The 22379-nt window shown below is 66.2% G+C and carries 21 protein-coding genes; 3 read left to right on the forward strand and 18 right to left on the reverse strand.

The window, feature by feature from the left end; all coding sequences use genetic code 11:
• Positions 1–23 precede the first annotated feature (23 nt).
• The 4 genes from thrS to cysQ form a co-directional block, all read right to left on the reverse strand.
• Positions 24–1922 carry a threonine--tRNA ligase gene (gene thrS, locus IHD13_RS05460; protein WP_195860024.1) on the reverse strand — a complete coding sequence of 633 codons (1899 nt, stop codon included), beginning with the start codon at positions 1920–1922 and terminating at the stop codon, positions 24–26.
• 242 nt (positions 1923–2164) lie between these two features.
• On the reverse strand, positions 2165–2830 hold the full coding sequence (locus IHD13_RS18540; RefSeq protein ID WP_195860025.1) for an OmpA family protein: 666 nt from the start codon (positions 2828–2830) through the stop codon (positions 2165–2167).
• A gap of 207 nt (positions 2831–3037) precedes the next feature.
• Positions 3038–3505, reverse strand: a complete 468-nt coding sequence (locus IHD13_RS05470) for a DUF2489 domain-containing protein (protein WP_195860026.1) — start codon at positions 3503–3505, stop codon at positions 3038–3040.
• An 87-nt stretch (positions 3506–3592) separates the two neighbouring features.
• Positions 3593–4387 (reverse strand): 3'(2'),5'-bisphosphate nucleotidase CysQ, encoded by a 795-nt coding sequence (cysQ, locus tag IHD13_RS05475; protein ID WP_195860027.1) that lies wholly within the window; start codon positions 4385–4387, stop codon positions 3593–3595.
• Positions 4388–4565: 178 nt separating this feature from the next.
• On the opposite strand from cysQ, the gene IHD13_RS05480 reads away from it, so the two are divergent.
• Complete coding sequence (locus tag IHD13_RS05480; RefSeq protein ID WP_195860028.1) at positions 4566–6041, forward strand: SLC13 family permease; 1476 nt, start codon at positions 4566–4568, stop codon at positions 6039–6041.
• 71 nt (positions 6042–6112) lie between these two features.
• Here IHD13_RS05480 and cyoE read toward each other — a convergent pair whose 3' ends face one another.
• The 4 genes from cyoE to IHD13_RS05500 all read right to left on the reverse strand — a co-directional run bounded on the left by cyoE (position 6113) and on the right by IHD13_RS05500 (position 9282).
• Positions 6113–7027 (reverse strand): heme o synthase, encoded by a 915-nt coding sequence (gene cyoE / locus IHD13_RS05485; RefSeq protein WP_230086151.1) that lies wholly within the window; start codon positions 7025–7027, stop codon positions 6113–6115.
• Positions 7020–8048, reverse strand: a complete 1029-nt coding sequence (locus IHD13_RS05490; protein ID WP_195860029.1) for a COX15/CtaA family protein — start codon at positions 8046–8048, stop codon at positions 7020–7022. Before IHD13_RS05490 ends, cyoE begins: the two co-directional genes overlap by 8 nt.
• Before the next feature lie 68 nt (positions 8049–8116).
• Entirely contained in the window at positions 8117–8647 is a 531-nt protein-coding gene (locus tag IHD13_RS05495; protein ID WP_195860030.1) for a hypothetical protein, read from the reverse strand.
• The gene (locus IHD13_RS05500) at positions 8644–9282 is read right to left on the reverse strand and encodes an SURF1 family protein (protein ID WP_326838317.1); all 639 of its coding nucleotides are present in this window, start codon (positions 9280–9282) and stop codon (positions 8644–8646) included. Before IHD13_RS05500 ends, IHD13_RS05495 begins: the two co-directional genes overlap by 4 nt.
• 91 nt (positions 9283–9373) lie before the next feature.
• On the opposite strand from IHD13_RS05500, the gene IHD13_RS05505 reads away from it, so the two are divergent.
• Entirely contained in the window at positions 9374–9565 is a 192-nt protein-coding gene (locus tag IHD13_RS05505) for a DUF2909 family protein (protein ID WP_195860031.1), read from the forward strand.
• A 20-nt stretch (positions 9566–9585) separates the two neighbouring features.
• Here the strand turns inward: IHD13_RS05505 and IHD13_RS05510 are convergent, their stop codons facing one another.
• From IHD13_RS05510 to IHD13_RS05530, 5 genes are all read right to left on the reverse strand, one after another.
• On the reverse strand, positions 9586–10446 hold the full coding sequence (locus tag IHD13_RS05510; protein ID WP_195860032.1) for a cytochrome c oxidase subunit 3: 861 nt from the start codon (positions 10444–10446) through the stop codon (positions 9586–9588).
• Between the two features lie 78 nt (positions 10447–10524).
• Entirely contained in the window at positions 10525–11097 is a 573-nt protein-coding gene (locus tag IHD13_RS05515) for a cytochrome c oxidase assembly protein (RefSeq protein ID WP_195860033.1), read from the reverse strand.
• Between the two features lie 35 nt (positions 11098–11132).
• Positions 11133–12767 carry a cytochrome c oxidase subunit I gene (gene ctaD, locus IHD13_RS05520; RefSeq protein WP_195860034.1) on the reverse strand — a complete coding sequence of 545 codons (1635 nt, stop codon included), beginning with the start codon at positions 12765–12767 and terminating at the stop codon, positions 11133–11135.
• A gap of 49 nt (positions 12768–12816) precedes the next feature.
• Positions 12817–13893 (reverse strand): cytochrome c oxidase subunit II, encoded by a 1077-nt coding sequence (coxB, locus tag IHD13_RS05525; RefSeq protein WP_230086152.1) that lies wholly within the window; start codon positions 13891–13893, stop codon positions 12817–12819.
• Between the two features lie 201 nt (positions 13894–14094).
• Positions 14095–14268, reverse strand: coding sequence for a DUF2970 domain-containing protein (locus tag IHD13_RS05530; protein ID WP_195860036.1), 174 nt, complete (start codon positions 14266–14268; stop codon positions 14095–14097).
• 131 nt (positions 14269–14399) lie between these two features.
• Between IHD13_RS05530 and IHD13_RS05535 the strand changes: the two genes are divergently transcribed.
• Positions 14400–14744: a hypothetical protein gene (locus IHD13_RS05535; RefSeq protein ID WP_195860037.1), complete on the forward strand. Its 345-nt coding sequence runs from the start codon at positions 14400–14402 to the stop codon at positions 14742–14744.
• A 71-nt stretch (positions 14745–14815) separates the two neighbouring features.
• Here IHD13_RS05535 and IHD13_RS05540 read toward each other — a convergent pair whose 3' ends face one another.
• The 5 genes from IHD13_RS05540 to IHD13_RS05560 all read right to left on the reverse strand — a co-directional run bounded on the left by IHD13_RS05540 (position 14816) and on the right by IHD13_RS05560 (position 22327).
• A complete protein-coding gene (locus IHD13_RS05540; RefSeq protein WP_442786560.1) occupies positions 14816–15541 on the reverse strand; it encodes an LrgB family protein in 726 nt (241 codons plus the stop codon).
• The gene (locus IHD13_RS05545; RefSeq protein WP_195860038.1) at positions 15541–15897 is read right to left on the reverse strand and encodes a CidA/LrgA family protein; all 357 of its coding nucleotides are present in this window, start codon (positions 15895–15897) and stop codon (positions 15541–15543) included. The genes IHD13_RS05540 and IHD13_RS05545 overlap by 1 nt, the downstream gene beginning before the upstream one ends.
• Positions 15898–15899: 2 nt before the next feature.
• Entirely contained in the window at positions 15900–17525 is a 1626-nt protein-coding gene (locus IHD13_RS05550; protein WP_195860039.1) for a BCCT family transporter, read from the reverse strand.
• Positions 17526–17604: 79 nt separating this feature from the next.
• Positions 17605–19356, reverse strand: coding sequence for a putative bifunctional diguanylate cyclase/phosphodiesterase (locus IHD13_RS05555; RefSeq protein ID WP_230086153.1), 1752 nt, complete (start codon positions 19354–19356; stop codon positions 17605–17607).
• Complete coding sequence (locus IHD13_RS05560; protein WP_195860040.1) at positions 19349–22327, reverse strand: GAF domain-containing protein; 2979 nt, start codon at positions 22325–22327, stop codon at positions 19349–19351. Before IHD13_RS05560 ends, IHD13_RS05555 begins: the two co-directional genes overlap by 8 nt.
• Positions 22328–22379 lie beyond the last annotated feature (52 nt).

Genomic DNA, 22379 nt, shown 5'->3' on the forward strand with positions numbered 1-22379 from the left:
CTCCGTTCTGAGTGACGTTGTCATTATAACCCCTCGGCGGTCAGCCGAGCGAGCAGGTCATCGACCTTTATGCTGCCGAGATCCTCGCCACTGCGGGTACGCACGGCAACAGCGCCGGATTCGACTTCCTTATCCCCCACCACCAAGAGGTAGGGGACCTTCTGCAACGTATGCTCCCGGATTTTAAAGCCGATCTTCTCGTTCCTCAAGTCCGCCTTGGCCCGGGCGCCGATTTTCTGCAGCCGCCGCTCGAGATCGAGCACATAATCACGCTGGGCATCGGTGATATTGAGGATCGCCACCTGCTGGGGCGCCAGCCACAGCGGCATGGCGCCGGCGTAGTGTTCGATCAGGATGCCCAGGAAGCGCTCGAAGGAACCGAGGATGGCCCGGTGCAGCATGACCGGCGTCTGGCGCGCCCCCTCCTCGTCCACGTACTGGGCACCGAGGCGCCCCGGCAGGTTGAAGTCGAGCTGCAGGGTGCCGCACTGCCAGACCCGATTGAGGCAGTCACGCAGGGAGAATTCGATCTTGGGCCCGTAGAAGGCCCCTTCCCCCGGCTGCAGCTCCCAGGCGAGGCCGGTGCTGTCGAGGGCGGCCTCGAGGCCCGCCTCGGCGCGATCCCACATTTCCGGCTCACCCAGGAAGTCGTCGGGCCGCGTGGAGAGCTTGAGCTCCACGTCCTCGAAGCCGAGCTCCCGGTAGACCTCGAGAGTCAGGGCGATGAAGGCCTCGGCCTCGGCCTGGATCTGCCCCTCGGTACAGAAGATATGCGCATCGTCCTGGGTGAAGCCACGCACCCGCATCAGGCCGTGCAGGGCCCCGGAGGGCTCGTTGCGGTGACAGCTGCCGAACTCCGCCAGGCGCAGCGGCAGGTCCCGGTAGCTCTTCAGGCCCTGGTTGAACACCTGGACGTGGCAGGGGCAGTTCATCGGCTTCACCGCATAGTCGCGCTTCTCCGACTCGGTGGTGAACATCAGCTCGCTGTAGTGCCCCCAGTGTCCCGACTTCTTCCACAGGGAGAGGTCCACCACCTGGGGGGTCTTGATCTCCTGGTAACCGTTGGCGATCTGCACCCGGCGCATGTACTGCTCCAGCGCCTGGTACATGGTCCAGCCATTGGGGTGCCAGAAGACCATCCCCGGTGCCTCTTCCTGGAGGTGGAAGAGGTCGAGCTTCTTGGCCAGCTTGCGGTGATCGCGCTTCTCCGCCTCCTCGAGGCGCTTGAGGTAGGCCTTGAGCGCCTTCTTGTCGCCCCAGGCGGTGCCGTAGATGCGCGTCAGCATCGGCTTGGAGGCATCGCCCCGCCAGTAGGCGCCGGCCAGCTTGGTCAGCTTGAACGACTTGAGGTGCCGGGTGTTGGGCACATGGGGCCCCCGACACATGTCGGTGTACTCTTCGTGGTGATAGAGGCGGATGGTCTCGCCTTCGGGAATCTCGCGGACGATCTCCTGTTTGTAGGGCTCGTCGCGATGCAGGAAGGTGAGCATCGCCTTGTCGCGATCCACGTACTCGCGCACCACATCGTAGCCGGTATCGATCAGCGCCTTCATGCGCTGCTCGATGGCCTCGAGGTCCTCCGGTGTCACCGAGCGGCCGAAATCCACGTCATAGTAGAAGCCGTCGTCGATCACCGGGCCGATGGCCATCTTGGCCTCGGGGTAGAGCTGCTTGACGGCATGCCCGATCAGGTGGGCACAGGAGTGACGAATCACTTCCAGCCCTTCGGCATCGCGGGCGGTCAGGATCGCCACCTCGGCGTCATGGTCGATCACATCGGCGGCATCCACGGCCACGCCGTCGATCTTGCCGGCCACGCAGGCCTTGGCCAGGCCGGGGCCGATGGACTCGGCGAGTTCCATCACCGTGAGGGGGGCATCGAAGGATTTCTGGGTGCCGTCGGGCAGAGTAACGATGGGCATTGCTTATCCTTAACGCGCAGTGGTGGGCCATACCAGGGCTCACGTGTCGCAGGTCAGAAAATGAAGGGGGCATTCGAGCCACCGGGGCGCCCCAACCAAGGGCGACGGCCGACCGAAGCTACCGGTAGCACCGAGGACTCGAAGAGCAGAGACTTTAGCAGATCTGGATAGGCTCGCGCCATGGCCCCAACGAAACAGGGGTGCCCGAAGGCACCCCTGAGATCGCGGCGAAAGCGACGTGCTTAGTTCAGCACATCCAGCTCGACACGACGGTTCTCGGCGCGGCCGGCGTCGGTGGCATTGCTGGCCACCGGGCGCTCCTCACCGAAGCCGCGGGCCACCAGGCGGCTGCCCTCGACACCACGGGAGATCAGGTAATCACGCACGGAGTCGGCACGACGCTGGGACAGGCCCTGGTTGTACTGGGCGGAACCCGTGGAGTCGGTGTGGCCGGCGATATGCACGCGCACGTCCGGGCTGCTGCGCGTCAGACGCAGAGCCACGTCGTCCAGAGTGTGGCGGGCGGCCGGGGTCAGCTCGGCGGAGTCGAAGGCGAAGTTGACTTCGCTGGACAGCACCACCGGCTCGAATTCCGGCACTTCGGGTTCCGGGGCGGGCTCGGGCATCGGGGCGGGCTCGGCCACCGGCTCGGGGGTGCGATCGGCACACAGCAGGCCGCCGATGGCGGCGCCGGTACCGGCACCGATGGCGGCGCCACGCTCCTCATCGGAGCTACCGCTGGTGGCGTAACCGATGCTGCCACCGATCAGGCCGCCGGCGATACCGCAGACCACGGGCTGCTGGTACCAGGGACGATCGGAGGAGGGGGTCGTGTTGGGGGTGGCACAGCCGGAGAGGCCGAGGGCCAGGGCGGAACCGAGCAGCAGACCAGTCGTTGCTTTTTTCATATTAAGACTCCTTCTTTGACGCAGTGCTAGTCGTCACGTGACGCACAAGACGAATTCCCGAAAGCAGTGACGAGAACCCGAAAAGGGAAGCCGCAACCGCGCAGCATTCCTTTGCAAAGTAAACACATCGGCACTAGATCGGCCAGTGCTTATACGCATGATTTATCATCTCATGGCGCCCCTTGACTGCCAAGTGGCGATGCACATTCAATGCAAGCTTTGAGGCCAACGCTGCTTGAACTCCAGCACCGCCTGGGCGGCAACCAGGGCAGAGGGCTTTAGCTCATCCTCTACCGCCAGGCGCTCCTTGTCTTCCTTGAATCGCTCCCGGGGAGAGAGCGCCTGGCGTGCCGAATGGGTATGCAGGTGCGCGGTTCGCGCATGCACCTCGCCGAAGACCCGGAAATCGTCGCGTTCGATCAGCCGGGGGTCGATGATCTCCAGCATCACCTTGCAACGCAGCGAGCCCTCGGTGATATCCACCTGTTCGCTCAGCATGGCCTGCGCCACGGCACCCAGCCCCTCGAGGCACTGCTCGTGGGCGCGGCGAATCTCTTCGGCGCGGAATGCCTCCCGGCGCTTGACCTCACGCCACAGGCTCCAGGCATAACCCGACAGGCCGGCGATGATGATCAATGCCAGCGCGGCCAGTGCGAGGGCCAGGGGTGTACTCATGGAAAGACCTCTCTAATCGGTGTCGAGCGTCACGCTGGACCACCTCTTAACGATACAAGACTTATACAAGATATCAAGCAAGATCGACTATTCCGCCATCTCGCGCCAACGGCCCTGGGGGTCACCACTGGCGATAAAGTCGGGGTTACGCAGCGATTCCCCTCGGTTGTACCCCAGGGGGACCAACGTCCGGGCCTCCAGCACGGCCCCCCCTGCCCCCTCCAGCACCCCTTGAGCGGCAGCTGTGTCCCACTCGCTGGTGGGCGCGAAGCGCGGGTAGAGATCCGCCGCCCCCTCGGCGATGCGGCAGAACTTTACCGAACTGCCATAGCGCAACAGTCGAGCCTCGGGAAAGCGCCGCAGCCAGGCCTCGGTGTGCGCATCCAGGTGGGCACGACTGGCCACCACTCGCGGCGGCCACTGGGGGGCCACCCTGATCGCCTCGCCATGGCCGGCCTGCCAGCGCCAGGCCCCCAGGCCGAGACCACCCTCCCAGGTCGTTCCGGTCACCGGGGCATGCACCACCCCATAACGCACCCGGCCCGCCTCCACCAGGGCCAGGTTGACGGTGAAGTCATCGAAGCCCTCGATGAACTCCCGGGTCCCGTCCAGCGGGTCCACCAGCCAGTAGCGCGTCCAGCGGCGGCGCGCCTCCCAGGGCACCACCGCCTCCTCGGAGAGCACCGGCACCTCCGGGGTCAGGGATGCCAGCCCCGCCACCAGGCAGTCGTGGGCGGCCCGATCGGCGGCGGTGACCGGACTGGCATCGGCCTTCTGCCGCTGCTCCCAGTCGCCGCGGGCACGAACCGCCAGGATCGTCTCGCCGGCCTGGGCGCAGAGCGCACGAAGCCGGGGTCGCGGGAGCCATTCGCTGGATGTCATGGGCACTCCTCCCTTGTCGAGCCGCTACCCTAACGGCAGAGCCCCGCAGCGGCAAGCCCCTGGCGAATCGCCATCAGAGCCCGGCCCAGGCCGGTTCGATAGCGTCGACAGGGCTGGCAGGCCTCGGGGCCGACTCGTACAATGCGCCGCAAATCGCCAGCTCATATAAGGATATGTCATGGCCAAGTCTGTGCAGACGCCTCACCCCACCGTCACCGAGCCTTCTCAGCCACCGGGGCCAGCCGCCCGCATCGGCCTCTGGCTGGGGCCGGCCTGGTTGCTCGTGGCCCTGATCTTTCCGGCCCCCGCCGGCATGAGCGATAGCGCCTGGCTATGTGCCGGCCTGGGACTGCTGATGGCTACCTGGTGGTCCACCGAGGCGATTCCGATCCCCGCTACCTCCTTGCTCCCCCTGCTGCTGGTACCGGCACTGGGCATCGCCCCCATGGGGCAGGTCAGCAGCAGTTATGCCAACCCCATCATCTACCTCTTCCTGGGGGGCTTCCTGCTGGGGATCGCCATGCAGCGCTGGGAGCTGCACCGGCGCATCGCCCTGCATGTGCTGCGGGTGGTGGGCCACCAGCCACGCCGCCAGATCGCCGGTTTCATGATCGCTACCGGCTTCCTCAGCATGTGGGTCTCGAATACCGCTACCGCCATCATGATGTTGCCCATCGGCATGTCGGTGGTGAGCCTGCTGGGGCAGGACAACGACCCCAAGGAGCTGGCCCGCTATGCCACCGCCCTGCTGCTGGCCATCGCCTACTCCGCCAGCATCGGTGGCGTGGCCACCCTGATCGGCACCCCGCCCAATGCCCTGCTGGCCGGCTACCTCGCCGAATCCCGTGGCATCGACGTGGGCTTCGCCCAGTGGATGGTGATCGGCCTGCCGATCAGCATGGTGATGATGTTCCTGGCCTGGTGGTGGCTCGGCCGTGGCGGCTTCGCCCTGAAGCACGGTGACGATGGCGGCCAGATGATCCGCGACGAGCTGACCCAGCTGGGCGCCCTGACGCCGGCGGAGCGACGGGTCGGCATCGTCTTCCTGCTGGCCGCCCTGGCCTGGGTGGCACGCCCCCTGCTCAATGACCTGGGCCTCGACTGGCTCAGCGATACCGGTATCGCCATCGCCGCCGGCCTGCTGCTGTTCCTGATTCCCAGCGGCCGTGGCGTGGGGGAGCGCCTGCTGGACTGGGACGCCGCCAAGACCCTGCCCTGGGGCATCCTGCTGCTGTTCGGCGGCGGCCTGGCCCTGGCCGGGGCCATCAGCCAGTCGGGCCTCGCCGAGTGGATCGCCGAGCAGCTCTCGCTGTTCGGGGTACTGCCGCTGCTGGCCCTGGTCGGCATCGTGGTGCTGGTGATCATCTTCCTCACCGAGGTGACCTCGAATACTGCCACCGCCGCGGCCTTCCTGCCCCTGCTCGGCGCCCTGGCACTGTCGCTGGATATCTCTCCCCTGCTGATCACGGTGCCCGCCGCCATCGCCGCCAGCTGCGCCTTCATGATGCCGGTGGCCACGCCGCCCAACGCCATCGTCTTCGCCACCGGCCATATGAAGATCCAGTCGATGATCCGCGCCGGCTTTATGCTCAACGTCATGAGCACCCTGGTGGTGACCCTGATGGCCTATCTGCTGGTGAGCTGGTTCTGGTGACCCTGTCGCCACGGCCATAACGCCAGACGCCGCCCGCGGGCGGCGTCTGGCATTGCAGGGCCGGCACCGGCCTACCAGGGCAGTGCGCTGGCGTAATGATCCAGCAACAGCACCCCGAAGACGCCGAGGATGTAGCGAATCGAGAACCAGAAGGCGGCCAGGGGCGCCCGCGGGTCCTCGCCACGCCAGACCCGGAAGTTCCACATCATGAAGCGCAGATTCAGCGCCATCACCCCCACCAGGTAGACGGCCCCACTCATGCCGATCACGAAGGGCAACAGGGTCACCACCACCGTCAACCAGCCATAGAGCCAGATCTGCAAGCCCGTGAACGCCTCGCCATGGGTCACCGGCAGCATGGGGACCCCGGCCCGGGCATACTCGTCGCGCTTGTGGATGGCCAGGGCCCAGAAGTGCGGCGGAGTCCAGGCGAAGATGATCAACATCAGCAGCAGCGGCTCGGGCCCCAGGCTGCCGGTGATCGCCGTCCACCCGAGCAGCGGCGGCGCCGCCCCCGCCACCCCGCCGATGACGATATTCTGCGGCGTGGCACGCTTGAGGAAGGCGGTGTAGATGAGCGCATAACCGATCAGCGAGGCCAGGGTCAGCCAGGCGGTCAGGGCATTGACCTGCCACAGCAGCAGGCCAATGCCCGACGCCGACAGCAGGGTCGCCCAGGCCAGGGCCAGGGGCGTCGACAAGCGCTGGGTCGCCAGGGGGCGCCGTGCGGTACGTGCCATCAGGGCGTCCAGCTTGCGATCCAGCACATGGTTATAGGCGGCCGCCCCACCCGCCGCCAGGCCGATGCCCACCAGGCCATTGACCACCGCCGAGAGCGACGGCAGCGAGGGCGTGGCCAGGGCCATGCCCACCAGGGCGCAGACCAGCATCACCAGCACGACCCGCGGCTTGCACAGGGTCAACAGGTCCCGCCACGGCGCGCCGGCATGCCCCAACGCCCCGGTCACCATCAGCGCATTACGCATGAACCACCTCCTCGTGACTCGCTTGCCGTAAGATCCCGACACGGCTCGCCTGCCAGCCCCCCAGGATCAGGGCCAGGGCCAGCAGGACCGCCCCGGCGGTATGCGCCAGGGCCAGCCCCAGGGGCAACCACCAGAGCACATTGGCAACCCCGAGCACGAACTGGCCGGCATAGACCCCCAGGAGCCCCGCCAGGTAAGGGCGCAGGCCTGGGCGCTGCCACTCCCGCCAGGCCAGCAGCAAGAGCCCCAGCCCCAGCGCCAGGGCACCGAGACGGTGGCCCAGGTGAATGGCGGTGCGGGCGTCCGCATGCAGCTGGCCGTGCAGGTAGTTAGGGCCGACCGTCTGGGTCAGGTGAAACCCCTCGCTCCAGTCCGTGGCGGGCCACCACTGGCCATTGCAGGTAGGAAAGCCCTGGCAGGCGATGCCCGCATAGTTGCTGGAGACCCAGCCGCCGAGGGCCAACTGCCCCACCAGCAACGCCGCCGCCAGGCCCCACAGCGGCGAGAGCCGCTGGCGAGGCAGGCGTCGACCCGTGGCGACGAGCTCGCGCAGGCGCAGATGCAGCCACAGGAAGAGCGACAGCACCCCGATGCCACCGAGCAGGTGCAGGGTGACCACCTGGGGCCAGAGCTTGAGGGTCACGGTAAAGGCACCGAAGGCGCCCTGCAGCAGGATCAGCCCGAGCAGGGCCAGGGAGAGACGCCAGGGATAATCGAGCCGGCGACGATACCGCCAACCCAGCCCCACCAGGGTCAGTACCAGCAGTCCCAGTGCCGAGGCCACATAACGGTGCACCATCTCCACCCAGGCCTTGAAGGCCTCCAGGGGAGCCTCCGGGGTATGCGCCGCGGCGGTGGCGGCATCCGGTACCACCAGGCGCCCATAGCAGCCCGGCCAGTCGGGGCATCCCAGACCGGCATCCACCAGTCGGGTCCAGGCCCCGATCAGGATCACTCCCAGGGTCGCCAGGGTCCCCAGCAGGCTAAGCCACTTGAGCAGGTGGAGTCGGCGTTCGGTCATGGCGCGCCCTCGAGCTTCTCGTTGTTATGCATCCAGCTTACGTCGCCACCCGCGTTGAAAGCAGCCGCTCAATTCGACGCCGCCCCCCGCTCCGGATTGACCTTGAGCAGGTGCTGGAGGTCATCCATGACATCGCGCATCGCCACGCCGGCGGCGTAGCCGAGCACCACCTCGCCCTCCGGGGAGAGCAGCCACAGCGCCCCCGGCTCGCCCCAGGACGGCGCCGAGCGCCAACGGGCCAGCCGCTCGCCGGGCAAGGCCGTCGGCTCCGGCACCACCCCGCCATCGATGACTCGCAGCCGCTCGACTCGCGGCGCCTCCCGGCCCAGCGCCCGATGCAATCGCCACCAGCGATCCGCCTGGTCGGCGCAGTCGCCGCGGCAATCGAAGGCCAGCACCCAGCGCTCCGACGCGCTGACGGCCCCCGCCAGGGGCCAGGCGCCGAGGGCCGGCACCTCGGGGGCCAGCTGCCCATGGGCGGTGCGCGCCTCGGGGATGCCGACGCGCCAGGTCACCATGGCCCAGGCGCTGAGCATGGGGGCGGCGAACAGCGCCATCAGCAGCAGCAACTTGATACGCGAGCGACCCAGGGAACTCATGGCGTCTCCTTTTCGGATGGCGAAATGGCGGGGGCACTCAGGCGCCGCCCACCCAGCAGCATGATGATCAGGGCGGCCAGCGCCAGCCCCCACCACTGCACGGCGTAGCTGAGGTGGCGGTGGGGTGGCATCACATTGGCGCTCCACCAGGGAGCCAGGGCGCCCTCACCAGCCTCCTGGTGGAGCCAGCCCGCAAAGGCGAAACCCTCCGCCCAGGCGGCAAGATCAATCTGCTGCAGGCGCCGGCCCTCGCGGTTGGGACCGAACAGGAGGCCACCCGCCCCTGCCGCCTGCCAGGTCCCGGAGAGGGTCACCGGGCCCTCGGGAGTGGCGACCTCGGGGTCGAGTCGATAGGGGCCGGTTGCCATAAAGCCCCGCTGGATCAGCCAGCGGCGCCCCTGCCCATCCACCAGGGGCGTCAGCACCGCGACGCCCACCTGCCCCTGCCGCACCCGGTTATCGAGGAACAGGGTCTCCTCGGCGCGAAATTCACCGCTTAGGGCCACACGGGCCCCGTCGGCGGGGGATTGGCTCGGCTCGACGAGTGCCGGCGCTGCCGCCAGCTCGGCCAGATAGGCCGTCTTGGCTTCCGCCCGCTGCCACTGCCAGGCGCCCAGAACGACGCCCAGCCCCACCAAGGGGAGCCAGAAGGCCCACCAGAGACGGCGCTTGACAGCGCCCCGCGGCTTCCTTGAACTGTGATGACTCGACCCCACGGAGTGCCCCATGCTGAAATTTGCCATCGCCCTGGTTTTCCTGATCATGCTCACCAGCCTCGCCACCGGCGCCGGCTTCCTGCTGCGCGATGATGGCGCCTCCCGGCGGCTGCTGGTCTCGCTCAAGCTACGCGTCGCCTGCGCCGTGGTGCTGCTGGCCCTGCTCTTCTACGGTTTCTACTACGGTGGCCTGGCCGGCTGAATCGGCTCAGCGGCCGCGGTTCAGAAGACATAGACGAACAGGAAGAGCCCCACCCAGACCACATCGACGAAGTGCCAGTACCAGGCGGCGGCCTCGAAACCGAAGTGATCGTCGCCGCTGAAGTGGCCCTGCTGGATACGCCACAGGATCACCGCCAGCACGATGGCCCCCACGGTGACATGCACCCCGTGGAAGCCGGTGAGCAGGAAGAAGAGGCTGCCGTAGATACCGGCATCCAGGGTCAGACCATAGTGCGCATAGGCCTCGTAGTACTCGAACGCCTGCACGCAGATAAAGCAGAAGCCAAGGAAGACGGTGCCCGCCAGCCAGTTGCGGCAGGTACGCCGGTAGCCCTCCTTGAGGGCCTCATGGGCCACGGTCAGGGTAATACTGGAGGTGACCAGGATCAGGGTATTGACCAGTGGCAGCTGCCAGGGGCTAAGCACGGCATCGGGCCCGGATACCGCCGGGTCCGGTGGATTGAGCAGCGGCCAGCTGGCGGTAAAGTCGGGCCACAGCAGCGCCGCCACTCCCTTGGCCCCCTCGCCATCGAGCCAGGGCAAGGCGAAGGTGCGCACATAGAAGAGCGCCCCGAAGAAGGCGGCGAAGAACATCACCTCGGAGAAGATGAACCAGCCCATGCCCCAGCGGAAGGAGCGATCCATCTGGGCGTCATAGAGCCCCTGGCGGGATTCCCGCACCACGTCCCGGAACCACAGGGCCATCACCGCGATCACCGCCAGCAGGCCGAGCGCCAGCACCGGGGCGCCCCGGCCATGCACCATCAGCAGGCCGGCGCCGATCATCATCACCCCCAGCGCCAGGGAGCCGAGGATCGGCCACTTGCTGGTCGCCGGTACATAATAGCTACCACCGCTCATGCATCACCTCCTTCGCCAACGCCAGGGAACCGAGGATCGGCCACTTGCTGGTTGCCGGCACATAGTAGCTACCACCGCTCATGCATCACCTCCATCGGACGAAGAGCCAGGATCGCGGGGCGTCAGGGCCAAGGCCCCCCGCTCCACCGGATACAGGGTATAGACCAGGGTCACGGTATTGACCTCGGGAGGCAGATCTCGGGCCAATTGGAAGACCAGAGGCAGCTCCAGGCGCTCCCCCGCCTCCAGGCGCTGCTCCTCGAAGCAGAAGCAGCTGACCTTGCGCAGATGGCGATTGGCGTTGGAGGGCGAGACGCTGGGCACCGCCCGCCCCCACTGGGGCGCCTCGCTCTGGTTGACGAAGGTGAAGCCCACCTCCACCGCCTGCCCGGGGTGCACCCGCAACTGGCGCTGCTCCACCTCGAGCCGCCAGGGCAGCCCGGAGCCACTGCGGGTCACCAGTTGCACGGTGACGTAGCGGGAAGCGTCCACCTCCTCGTGCACCAGGGCTTGGGCGGTGGTGTCCACCTTGCCGTTGAGCCCGGTAATGCGACAGAAGACGTCATAGAGGGGCACCAGGGCGAAGGCGAAAGCGAACATCGCCACCAGGACCACCAAGGTGCGGCTGACCGTGCGCTGTACCGGACTCATCACGACCTCCCGGCGGACACCCCGCCGCTATCGGCTCAAGGATGGGGTTGTGGCGTCACATGGGGCGGCGTCTCGAAGGTGTGCAGCGGCGCCGGACTGGGCACGCTCCACTCCAGGTCTTCGGCCCCTTCCCAGGCCTTGGCCGGGGCCTTCTCGCCCCCCCTCACGCATTTGACGATCACCACCACGAAGAGCAGCTGGGAGAGACCGAACAGGAAGGCCCCCAGGCTCGATACCAGGTTGAAGTCGGCGAACTGCAGGGCATAGTCGGGAATGCGCCTTGGCATCCCGGCCAGCCCAGAGAAGTGCATGGGGAAGAAGGTCAGGTTGACGCCGATCACCGACAGCCAGAAGTGCCAGCGACCGAGGGTCTCGCTGGGATAGTGGCCGGTCCACTTGGGCAGCCAGTAGTAGACACCGGCCATGATCGAGAAGATGGCCCCGGGCACCAGCACATAGTGGAAATGGGCCACCACGAAGTAGGTGTCGTGGTACTGGAAATCCGCCGGGGCGATGGCCAGCATCAGTCCCGAGAAGCCGCCGATGGTGAAGAGCACCACGAAGGCCAGGGCGAAGAGCATGGGGGTCTCGAAGGTGATGGAGCCCTGGAACAAGGTGGTGATCCAGTTGAATACCTTCACCCCGGTGGGCACCGCGATCAGCATGGTGGTGTACATGAAGAAGAGTTCCGCCACCAGCGGCAGCCCCACCACGAACATATGGTGGGCCCAGACCAGGAAGGAGAGGATGGCGATGGAGGCGGTGGCATAGACCATGGAGGCGTAGCCGAACAGCGGCTTGCGGGCGAAGGTGGGGATGATCGCCGAGACGATGCCGAAGGCCGGCAGGATCATGATATAGACCTCGGGGTGCCCGAAGAACCAGAACAGGTGCTGGAAGAGCACCGGGTCGCCGCCGCCGGCGGCATCGAAGAAGCTGGTGCCGAAGTTGATATCCAGCAGCATCATGGTGATCACCCCGGCCAGCACCGGCATCACCGCGATCAGCAGGAAGGCGGTGATCAGCCAGGTCCAGACGAACAGCGGCATGTCCATCATGCGCATGCCCGGGGCGCGCATATTGAGGATGGTGGCGATGATATTGATCGCCCCGAGGATCGAGCTGATCCCGGCGATATGCATGGCCAGGATAAAGAAGGTGGTGGACGGCGGCGCATAGGTGGTGGAAAGGGGCGCATAGAAGGTCCAGCCGAAGTTGGGCCCGCCGCCGGGCATCAGCAGGGTCGAGAGCAGCAGGATAAAGGCCACCGGCAGCAGCCAGAAGCTGAAGTTGTTGAGCCGCGGCAGGGCCATGTCCGGGGCCCCGATCTGCAGCGGGATCATCCAGTTGGCCAGGCCGGTGAAGGCCGGCATCACCGCGGCGAAGACCATGATCAGGCCATGCATCGTGGTCATCTGATTGAAGAATTCGGGATCGACGAACTGCAGGCCCGGCTGGAACAGCTCCAGGCGCACCACCAGGGCGAAGATGCCACCGATAAAGAACATGATCAGCGAGAAGATCAGGTAAAGACTGCCGATCTCCTTGTGATTGGTGGTCAGCAGCCAGCGCAGGATTCCCTTCGGCGGGGCGGCATGTGCCTCGGAGGCGGCGGCGCCGGCACCGCTGGCGCTATGCTCGAGGGGGGGCTTGGGCAGCTTCGATGCCATCGGAATTCTCCCTGGTTCTTGTCGTCGTCCGGCGAGGCAGGTGCCTCGCTCAGCGGGCCAGTTGCTCGGCAATCTGCGCCGGCTGCACCGTATCACCGGTGTCATTGCCCCAGGCGTTGCGGGTATAGGTCAGCACCGCCGCCAGCTCCACCGGATTGAGGGTGCTGCGGAAGGCCGGCATGGCCGTGCCGGAGACCCCGTTGATCACGGTATCGCTGTGCCAGGCCAGGTCATCGATCAGCCGCTCATTACCGGCCAGGGCCGGGAAAGTGGGGAGCATGCCCTGCCCTTCGACCTGATGGCAGGAGGCACAGATGGCGCCATAGACCTCCTCGCCACGGGCCATCAGCTCCTCCAGGGCCCAGTCGCGATCGACGCCGAGGGCTTCCTCGGCGGCCTCGTCACGACGCTCGGCGAGCCAGGCGTCGAACTCGTCCTCTTCCAGGGCATGAACGACGATGGGCATGAAGCCGTGATCCATGCCGCACAGCTCGGCACACTGGCCGCGATAGATCCCCGGCTCGTTGATGCGCACCCAGTTCTCGTTGACGAAGCCGGGAATGGTGTCCTGCTTGACCGCAAAGTCCGGCACCCACCAGGAGTGAATGACGTCGTCGGCGGTGAACAGGAAGCGCACCTTGCGGTTGATCGGCAAGACCAGGGGACGATCCACCTCGAGCAGATAGTGCTCGCCGAACGGCTCTTCGCCTCGGATCTGTGCCCGGGGCGTACTCATGTTGGAGGTAAAGGCCACCTCCTCGCCCAGGTATTCATAGCGCCAGCGCCACTGCTGGCCGGTCACCATGACATCCAGTTCCGCATCGGAGGTGTCGTACATCTTCTTGAGGGTGGCGGTGGCGGGCACCGCCATGCCCACCAGGATCAACAACGGCAGGGTGGTCCAGATCACCTCCACGGTGGTGTTCTCGTGGAAATTGGCCGCCTCGGGGTGCCGTGAGCGGCGATAGCGGAACAGCGAATAGAACATCACGCCGAAGACCACCAGGCCGATGACCACACAGATCCAGAAGATGGTCATATGCAGGGAGTAGATCTCGGCACTGATATCGGTAACGCCCACCGGCATGTTCCAACCACTGGCCTGCGCCTGAGCGCTCAGCCCCATTACGCCACTCCCCGATAGCCAAGCGAGCCTCCTGGACATCGGCGCCTCCTTCATTGTTATGGGTTCCTGACGCACTATCGTCGAACTCAATATTAGGCAAGTCTGGAAGGAGTATAGGAAAGATTCCCCGGCCCTCCGCTCGGCCACGTCCGACTCCCTAAACGCAGCCATCAACGCAGCCCCCGCTGAGTGCCCGACGGCTCAGCGGGCGACCAGCACCGCCACCAGAACGACCAGCCCCACCAAGACGGCGGCGGCGCCCAGGCCGACCAGGATGAAATGGCCGGGCCGACCCTCTTCGAAGTCGCGCCGTCGCTGGCGCTCCTTCTGAACGCCGAAGAAGGCCGCCAACACCGACTTGATCACTTGCCACATCCGGGTTCCTCCCCTGCCGCTGCCTATACCTTGACCCAGAACAAGGAAAGCTGCCGGCAGACGATTCAACGCCGCGGGAGCTGGCTATACTGAAGGAGTTTGCCAACGAGCCGCTAACGGAGGTCCGCCCCATGCCCCAAGCCGTCCGCCCCACCCCTAGCCTCGACCCCGGCCAACCGCTGATGCAGTGGTGGCTACAGCACTGCCTGGATGGCTCCCTGCCCATGGCGCGCCTGCAGATGGCCTGGCTGGCCAGCGCCGGTGAGGCCGTGCATGCCGAGCTGGAATTCCTCGGCGCCTGTGCCGACATGCAACAGCGCTGGGCTCACTGTCTGAGCGGCGACTCCGACGCCAAGGCCCTGGGCGAGTGCTACCAGGGCCTGGTCCAGGAGATGGCCGATGCTCAGTTCAAGCGCCTGCACCGGGTCAGCCAGTTACCCAATGATTTTCGCCAGCAGGTCTGGGAAGAACTGTAGCCCCCCTCAGCCACAGGACGGGGCGCCCATGAGGCGCCCCGTTGCGTTGAAGCGAGCCCTGCCGCGCAGCGTCAAAGTCCCAGCAGTCGGGCCACCAAGGGCAGGATAAAGGCGGTCAAGAGCCCGGTCAGGCCCATGGCGAGTCCCGAGAAGGCCCCGGCCAGGGCGCCGTACTGGGCGAAACTATGGGCGGTGCCGAAGCCATGGGCCGCCAAGCCCATGGCGAAGCCACGAACCTCCGGCTCCTCGATGCGCAGGGCGCGGAAGATCCAGGGCGCCAGGGCGCAGCCGATGGAGCCGGTCAGCAGCACCAGGCCCGCGGCCAGGGCGGGAATCCCCCCCAACTGCTCGGCCACCCCCATGGCGATCGGCGAGGTCACCGAGCGCGGCGCCAGGCTCAGCAGGGAGTCGCGACCGGCCCCCAGCAGCATGGCGATGCCCAGGGTAGACCCCACGGCGGTGACGATGCCCGTCAGACACCCCACCAGGATGGGCACCAGGCGCCGCCGGATACGCTCGCGATGGTCATAGAGGGGAATCGCCAGGGCCACGGTGGCCGGCCCCAGCAGGAAGTGAATGAACTGGGCCCCCTCGAAGTAGGTGGCGTAATCAATATCCGCCAGCAGCAGGAAGCCGATCAGCAGTGCGATGGCCAGGATCACCGGATGCACCAGGGGCGTGCCCCCCAGCCAGCGATTGATGCGCGTGGCCAGCAGGAAGGCCAGCAGGGTCGCCAGTAACGCCAGCAAGGGCTGGCTGGCCAGATAGACCCAGAGCCGGTCGAGGTCGGTCAGCATCAGCGCCCCTCCCTTTCGCGGCGGCTCAGCCAGCTCATCACCCTGGCGGTCACCGCCAGGGTGATGGCGGTGGAGAGCACCAGGGTGATCAGCAGCGGCCAGAGGTCGGCGCGGATCAATTCGAAGTGCACCATCATGCCGACCCCCGCCGGCACGAAGAGCAGGGTCAGGTGGCGCAACAGCCCCTCCCCGGTGCGGCGCAGCCCCTCGGGCACCCGCCCCAGCACCAGCAGGCCCGCCAGCAGCAGCGTCATGCCGATCACCGGCCCGGGGACCGGCAGCCCCACCCCCCGGGCCAGCAGCTCACCGACCAGCTGGCAGCCCAGCAGTACGCTCATTCCCAAAACGATTGGCATCGTTACCCCTTGTGCAATTCATCATCGGAGACCGGCGAGGGAGTGCTACCCGCATCGTCCAGATCGGCCCAAGGCTCCCGGGGCGCCTCGGCGCGCTCACCGGTACGCGCCGCGAAACGCTCGCGATGCAGGGCACGCAGCAGCCCCCAGACCATCAACATGACCACCACGGAAAACGGAATGGCCGCCATGATCACCGCTGCCTGCAGGGTCTCGAGGCCACCGGCCACCAGCAGCACCGCGGTCAGCAGCCCCAGTACGGCCCCCCAGAGAATTCGATGGGCGGTGGGCGGCTCCGGATCGCCCCCGGCGAGGATGGTATTGATCACCAGGGTGCCGGCGTTGGCCGAGGTGATCAGGTAGGTGGCGATCAGCACCACCAGGGCCAGCGACAGGCCCTGGCCGATGACCCCGAGCCCCATCGCCTCGATGGTGGCGAACAGTGCCATGGCGGTGTCTTCCTCCACCGCGGCAATGATCCCGCCCTGGCCGAAGAGCTCGTGATAGAGGGCCGTGCCACCGAACAGGCCGATCCAGACGATGGTGATCACCGTGGGCACCAGCAGCACGCCCATCACGAACTCGCGGAAGGTGCGCCCCCGGGAAACCCGGGCGATAAACATCCCGACGAAGGGTGACCAGGCCAACCACCAGCCCCAGAAGAAGACGGTCCACTCCGCCTGCCACCCATCGTCCCGGGTGGCATTGGTATGGAAGGTCATCGACATCAGGTGCTGGATATAGTCACCGGCGGACTCGATGGTAATGGCGATCAGGTACTGGGTCGGCCCCACCAGCAGCAGGCAGGCCACCACCGCCAGGCTCAGCCAGAAGTTGGCCTCGGAGAGCAGGCGCACCCCGCGCTTGACCCCGGAGACCACCGAGACGGTGGCGATCGACATGATGGCGAAGGTCACCAACAGCTGCATCATCAGCGAGGGCGCCAGGCCGAAGAGGCTCTGCAGGCCGGCATTCATCTGCTGCACCCCGAGCCCCAGGGTGGTGGCGATGCCGAAGACGGTGCCGAATACCGCCAGGCTATCCACCAGGTCCCCCCACCTGCCCAGGTAGCGTTCGCCCAACAGCGGTTGCAGGGCCGAGCGGATGGTCAGGGGCAGATGCCAGCGGTAGGCAAAGTAGGCCAGCACCAGGGCCACGAAGGAGAAGATCGCCCAGCCGTTCAATCCCCAATGAAAATAGGTCAGGCGCATGGCGACCCGCGCCGCGTCCGGCCCCATGCCCTCGCTGATGAAGGGGTTGCCCTGGAACTGCAGGATCGGCTGCGCCACCGCCCAGAAGAGGATCCCCACCCCGGTGCCGGCGGCGAAGAGCATCGAGACCCAGGAGAAGAAGGTGAATTCCGGCTGCTCGAAGTCGCCGCCCAGGCGCACGTTCTTGTAACGCCCGGTCCCCAGCCAGATCATGAACAGCAGGAGAAAGGCCACCAGCAGCACGTAGTACCACTCGAGGAAGGGGCCGGTGAAGGCCCGGGCCGCCGCCAGGCCGGCGGCCAGGCGCTCGGTGAAGAAGGCCCCATAGATCAGGGCGCCCATCACCACCGCCATGGCGATCAGGGTCACGCGAGGGTTCATGCCCTTGAGGGGCCCCGATTCGGCCTGGCGATACATGCGTCTGCCTCCTTGCGAGAATGCCAGCCCACAGGGTACCAGACGCCCCGGCGACGCCGCAGCCACGGGAAGCCCGGGGTCAGGCCAACGCCGCAGACGTCACCGGGTACCAGTCGAGGAAGGCCTCCTCCGGCAAGGGGCGTGCGAAGAGATACCCCTGGCCAATATCGCAGCCCATCTCGACCAGGCACTCGGCCTGGGCCCGGGTCTCGACCCCCTCGGCCACCACATCGCACTCCATGCCATGGGCCAGCGCCGTTATGGTGGCCGCCAGCTGGCGATCCCCCCGGCGTTCAGCGATGCCGGTCACGAAGGCACGGTCAATTTTCAGGGTGGAGATCGGCAGGCTCTTCAGATAAGCCAGGGAGGAGTGACCGGTGCCAAAATCATCGATGGCGACCCGCACCCCCGACTCGGAGAGCAGCGCCAATTGCCGGCGCGCCTGAGCCAGATCCGCCATCAGGCCGGATTCGGTCACTTCGATGGAGAAGCGCTCGACGGGCAACGCATGGCGTTCCAGCCGGGCCAGCAGGTCCGCCGCGAAACCCTCTCGACAGAGCTGGCGAGCCGCCACATTGACGGCCAGGCAGAAATCCCTGGCGAGGCGCTTCTGATCACACCACCGCGTCAGGCTCCGCATCGACGCCTCCAGCACCCAGTCGCCAATCGACAGAATCTCACCGCTGGCCTCGGCCATGGGGATAAAGCGCCCCGGGGAGACGAAGCCACGCCGAGGATGCTGCCAGCGCAGCAGCGCCTCGGCCCCGACGACCCGGCCGCTCTGCATATGCAACTTGGGCTGGTAGACCAGCGAAAGCTCCCTGCGCTGAGCCACACCATGCAACGCCTGATTGAGCTCCAGATCATCCCGCTGGGCCCTTTCCAGGGCGTCATTGTGCAAGCGAATCGGTGTGTCGCTGGACGCCGGCAGGGCCAGCGCCGCCATCTGGACCAGCCGCTGCGGCGACACCCCGACGCCGGCCGCCACGCCCACCCGCGACGCCATGGTCAGTGACATCTCGTCGAAGGCGTGCTCACCCGCGAGCCAGCGGTGCAGTTCGCCGGCCAGTTCCAGCAACTTTCCGTGGCCGGGGTCGGGCAGTACGATCAGCAGCTCACTGCCGCCCCAGAGCCCCAGCCGGAGACCATCGGGCAGCCACTGCGCGATGGCAACCCCCAACTGGGCAACCAGGCGCTCGGCGGCGTCATGACCATGCAGGCGCGCCACATCATGCACGGCATCCAGCACGATATAGAGCACCGCCGCACCGGTGGCTTCCGGGGTCAGTCGATCCAGCGCCTCCATCAAGGCACGGCGGTTCGGTAATCCGGTCACCGGGTCCGTATGTGAAAGCCGCTCCAGCTCTCGGGTGCGTTCGGCGACGAGGTGCTCCAGCACCACCGCCTCCTGATGGCGACGGGCATAACGCTGTTCCACCTCCAGGGCGTTACACACCCGCTGCAGCACTTCTCGATGATCGAACGGCTTGGTGATCACGTCACGGGCCCCCAGACCCAATGCCTGATGCCGGGTCTCCTCGTCCGCCTGAGCGGTCAAGACGATCACCGCGGGCTTGCGGTTACCGAAGGCCTCAGCCAGGGCGCGCATCACCCCATGACCATCCAGGTGCGGCATACGAATATCGAGGAGAATCAGCGCCGGCATGTCCCGGCGGCATCGCGCCACGACCTCCCTCGACTCCATCAGGCCATCGACCCGGGAGAAGCCCTGGTCTTCCAGCAGGTCGATCAGCAGCTCCACATTGATGGGGTGATCATCCACCACCAGGATCGGCAATTGCCGCATGGCCTCGGTCAAGCGTTCAGGCATGACAGCCCCCTTGAGTCACCAGCCATTTATCGAGCACCTGGCGCAAGCGTTCCAGGTCGAGAGGCTTGGTCAGGTAGTCATCGAAGCCGGACAAGGCACCACGGCGAAGGTCATTTGGCATGGCACTGGCGGTCACGGCCACGACCGGCAGAGCACTCAGCTGGGGATCCTTGCGCAGGCACTTGAGCAGGGCATGGCCGTCCATCCCCGGAAGGTGAATATCGAGCAACAACAGATCCGGCACCCGGCGCCTCAAGGCATCCAGGGCGGCTTCCGCCGAGTCGACGCTGCGCAGTTCCACACCCCCCAGTTCCTCGAAAAAGTCACTCATCAACTGGCGATTCGCCGGGTTATCCTCCACATAGAGCACGCGGTTGGCAGACACCGGCGGCGTTGCCGATGGCGCCTCACCCTCCTCACCCTTCTCTGGCTCCCAGGCCTGGGGGTCACGGACCCGGGGCAAGACAACCTGGAAGTCACTACCGACACCGAGCTGGCTATCCACCCGGATCTCGCCATCCATGGCTTCCACCAGCTGACGGGTGATCGACAGACCGATCCCCGTGCCCTCGACCGTGCCATGCTCGGCCCCCAATCGCTGGAAGGGGTCAAAGATCGCCCCCTCATGCTCCACCGCGATGCCATACCCCGTATCGCGCACGCTGATACACACATGCGCCCTTTCACGGGTCACGCCAACCTCCACGCGCCCTCCGCGACGGTTGTACTTGATGGCATTGGAGAGCAGGTTGAGCAGCACCTGCTTCAAGCGGGTGTAGTCCGCCCTCACGGGCGGGAGATCGACGGCCTCCGGAGCCACCAGGGTAATGCCGGCATCGGCGGCACTGGTTTCCACGCTCATCAGGGCGTCGCCGATCAGCGCCTCCAGGCGCACTGCCTCCAGAGAAAGGGACAGTTTTCCGGCTTCGATCCGGGCCAGGTCGAGGATGTCGTTGATCAGGGCCAGAAGGTGCTGACCGCTACGCTCGATCTGTGCGACCTGCCGTGCCTGACGCTCATTGAGCGGTTGTTGCCGGCTATTGGCCAGGAGCTGTGCATACCCCAGCACCGCATTCAACGGGGTACGCAACTCATGGCTCATGGAAGAGAGAAACTCGCTCTTGGCGCGGCTGGCCGACTCGGCCTGATCCCGCGCTTCCGCCAGCGCCTCGGTGGCACGGGCCCGCTCCGCCAGCCCGCGGTGCAGATTGATCAACAAGGCACAGGTCGAGGTAAAGGGGCTCAGCCACTCCAGCAGCGCCTGATCATAGTGGCGCCGCCCATTGGCAATGGCGAACATGCCGATGATCGTCTGGCCATCATGAATCGGCACCCCGAGGTAATTGCGAATACTCGGGTGGCCGGGCGGAAAGCCGCTTCGTCCCGGGTGGCTGGCCAGGTCATCGGTCATCACCACCTGTCCATGGGCGAAGACCCGCCCCAAGAGGCCATCCGGATTGGTCAGCATCATGTCACCGCTGCGCAGTCGCTCCATCAGCTGGCGCGACTCCTCGCTCCAGGAGAGGTCGGTGATGGCATGAACCTTCAAGGCAGGCTCACCGTTGGCCTCGACCACCTCGCCGATCAACGCATAGTCACTGTCCGTGAGCTCGCGAAGCGCCTCCATCAGGAACTCCCAGAGCTGCTGGCCGGACATCAACGCCTGATAGTCGGTGATTCCCTGGTGCAACACGCGCAGCAGATTCGATTGCCGACGCGCCTCGGTGGTGTCATGTACCACCCCAACTACCCCACGCACACCCTCCTCGGGGCTACCCAGGGGCGAAAGGCTCAATTCGAGATGGCGCCCCTTGACCTCACCCAGCAACAGCCGGCGAGGATGACCCAAACGCATCACCTCGCGCTCTGCCGCCTCGATGCGCTCCGCCAGCGCCTCGGGCAACAGGGTGGAGAGCGGCGGCAGCTCCTGCTCCCGCGCCAAGTCGAGGAGGTCCAGACAGGCATGATTCGCCGCCAGGTAGCGCCCGCTACTGCTGCGCGCATAGATAGGCTCGCGACTGCCATCGATAATGGCCCCCAGGAGCGTTCTCTCCCGCAAGGCAGCACGGCGAGCCTCGTGGATCTCACTCAGATCGGTGAGAATGCCGATGAATTCGTCTACCTCACCGTCATCACCGCGAATGGCACTGACAGCCAGATGCACCGGTACCCGCTGACCATCGCGATGGCGCGCAACCACTTCGCGCCCCTGGCCGATGATTCGTGGCGTCTCGCCGGCCAGGTAGCGACTCAGGAAACCCTCGTGCTGACTCGCCTCCCCGGCATGCATCAACACCTTGACGTTCTTTCCTACCAGCTCATGGCGCTGATAGCCCAACAGGCGCAAGGCGAAGGGGTTGATATCACGCATGGTGCCGCAGCGATCAATCCGCACGATGCCTGCCGCGGACTCCTCGAGCAGCGCCGTCATGCGCCGAGTGCTCAGCACCAGCTCTCGCTGCTGCTGACGTTCACGTCGTTGCAGGGCTTGCTGCGAAAGCAGCACCTCGGCTTGGGCGGCCAGCTGTTCGAGCAGGTGTCGTTCTCGGGAAGAGAATTGCCGAGGCCGTGAATCGAGCACACATAGGGTGCCAACCGCACTGGCCCCATCGGGCCGGAGTGGCACCCCGGCGTAGAAACGCGTCTCCGAAGGGGTCGATACCGAGGGGCCGCCGACAAAGCGCGGGTCTTCCAGGGCATCCTCGACCACCAGCGTCTTGCCACCGGCGATGACGTGGCTACAGAAGGAGCCCTCCCAAGAAAGCTCCTGGCAACTTGCCCCTCGACTGGCCGAAAACCAGAGGCGCTGACGGTCCACCAGAGAGACCAGCGCGGTCGGCACCTCGAAGAGCTCGCTGGCCAGGGTCGTCAGTCGTTCCAGGGCAGGATCGGAGGGCCAGTCCAGCACATCGAGGGCGGCGAGTGCCGTGAGTCGAGCCGCCTCTGTCTCGGGCGGGGGAGATACATCCATGCCATTGCCTCGATATAACACGCTTGATTAACGGTATATCGGCGGCACGGCG

The organism is Halomonas sp. 328 (assembly GCF_015645095.1).
Classification (GTDB): domain Bacteria; phylum Pseudomonadota; class Gammaproteobacteria; order Pseudomonadales; family Halomonadaceae; genus Bisbaumannia.

Coding starts and splice junctions, on each gene's coding strand:
- IHD13_RS05530 (WP_195860036.1), bottom strand. CDS start 14,268: ATGTGGCAAGTGATCAAGTCGGTGTTGGCGGCCTTCTTCGGCGTTCAG.
- coxB (WP_230086152.1), bottom strand. CDS start 13,893: ATGGGGCTGAGCGCTCAGGCGCAGGCCAGTGGTTGGAACATGCCGGTG.
- IHD13_RS05560 (WP_195860040.1), bottom strand. CDS start 22,327: ATGGATGTATCTCCCCCGCCCGAGACAGAGGCGGCTCGACTCACGGCA.
- IHD13_RS05535 (WP_195860037.1), top strand. CDS start 14,400: ATGCCCCAAGCCGTCCGCCCCACCCCTAGCCTCGACCCCGGCCAACCG.
- cysQ (WP_195860027.1), bottom strand. CDS start 4,387: ATGACATCCAGCGAATGGCTCCCGCGACCCCGGCTTCGTGCGCTCTGC.
- IHD13_RS05505 (WP_195860031.1), top strand. CDS start 9,374: ATGCTGAAATTTGCCATCGCCCTGGTTTTCCTGATCATGCTCACCAGC.
- IHD13_RS18540 (WP_195860025.1), bottom strand. CDS start 2,830: ATGAAAAAAGCAACGACTGGTCTGCTGCTCGGTTCCGCCCTGGCCCTC.
- IHD13_RS05550 (WP_195860039.1), bottom strand. CDS start 17,525: ATGTATCGCCAGGCCGAATCGGGGCCCCTCAAGGGCATGAACCCTCGC.
- ctaD (WP_195860034.1), bottom strand. CDS start 12,767: ATGGCATCGAAGCTGCCCAAGCCCCCCCTCGAGCATAGCGCCAGCGGT.
- IHD13_RS05495 (WP_195860030.1), bottom strand. CDS start 8,647: ATGAGTTCCCTGGGTCGCTCGCGTATCAAGTTGCTGCTGCTGATGGCG.
- thrS (WP_195860024.1), bottom strand. CDS start 1,922: ATGCCCATCGTTACTCTGCCCGACGGCACCCAGAAATCCTTCGATGCC.
- IHD13_RS05545 (WP_195860038.1), bottom strand. CDS start 15,897: ATGCCAATCGTTTTGGGAATGAGCGTACTGCTGGGCTGCCAGCTGGTC.
- IHD13_RS05480 (WP_195860028.1), top strand. CDS start 4,566: ATGGCCAAGTCTGTGCAGACGCCTCACCCCACCGTCACCGAGCCTTCT.
- IHD13_RS05470 (WP_195860026.1), bottom strand. CDS start 3,505: ATGAGTACACCCCTGGCCCTCGCACTGGCCGCGCTGGCATTGATCATC.
- IHD13_RS05515 (WP_195860033.1), bottom strand. CDS start 11,097: ATGAGTCCGGTACAGCGCACGGTCAGCCGCACCTTGGTGGTCCTGGTG.
- IHD13_RS05490 (WP_195860029.1), bottom strand. CDS start 8,048: ATGACCGAACGCCGACTCCACCTGCTCAAGTGGCTTAGCCTGCTGGGG.
- IHD13_RS05540 (WP_442786560.1), bottom strand. CDS start 15,541: ATGCTGACCGACCTCGACCGGCTCTGGGTCTATCTGGCCAGCCAGCCC.
- cyoE (WP_230086151.1), bottom strand. CDS start 7,027: ATGCGTAATGCGCTGATGGTGACCGGGGCGTTGGGGCATGCCGGCGCG.
- IHD13_RS05510 (WP_195860032.1), bottom strand. CDS start 10,446: ATGAGCGGTGGTAGCTATTATGTACCGGCGACCAGCAAGTGGCCGATC.
- IHD13_RS05555 (WP_230086153.1), bottom strand. CDS start 19,356: ATGCCTGAACGCTTGACCGAGGCCATGCGGCAATTGCCGATCCTGGTG.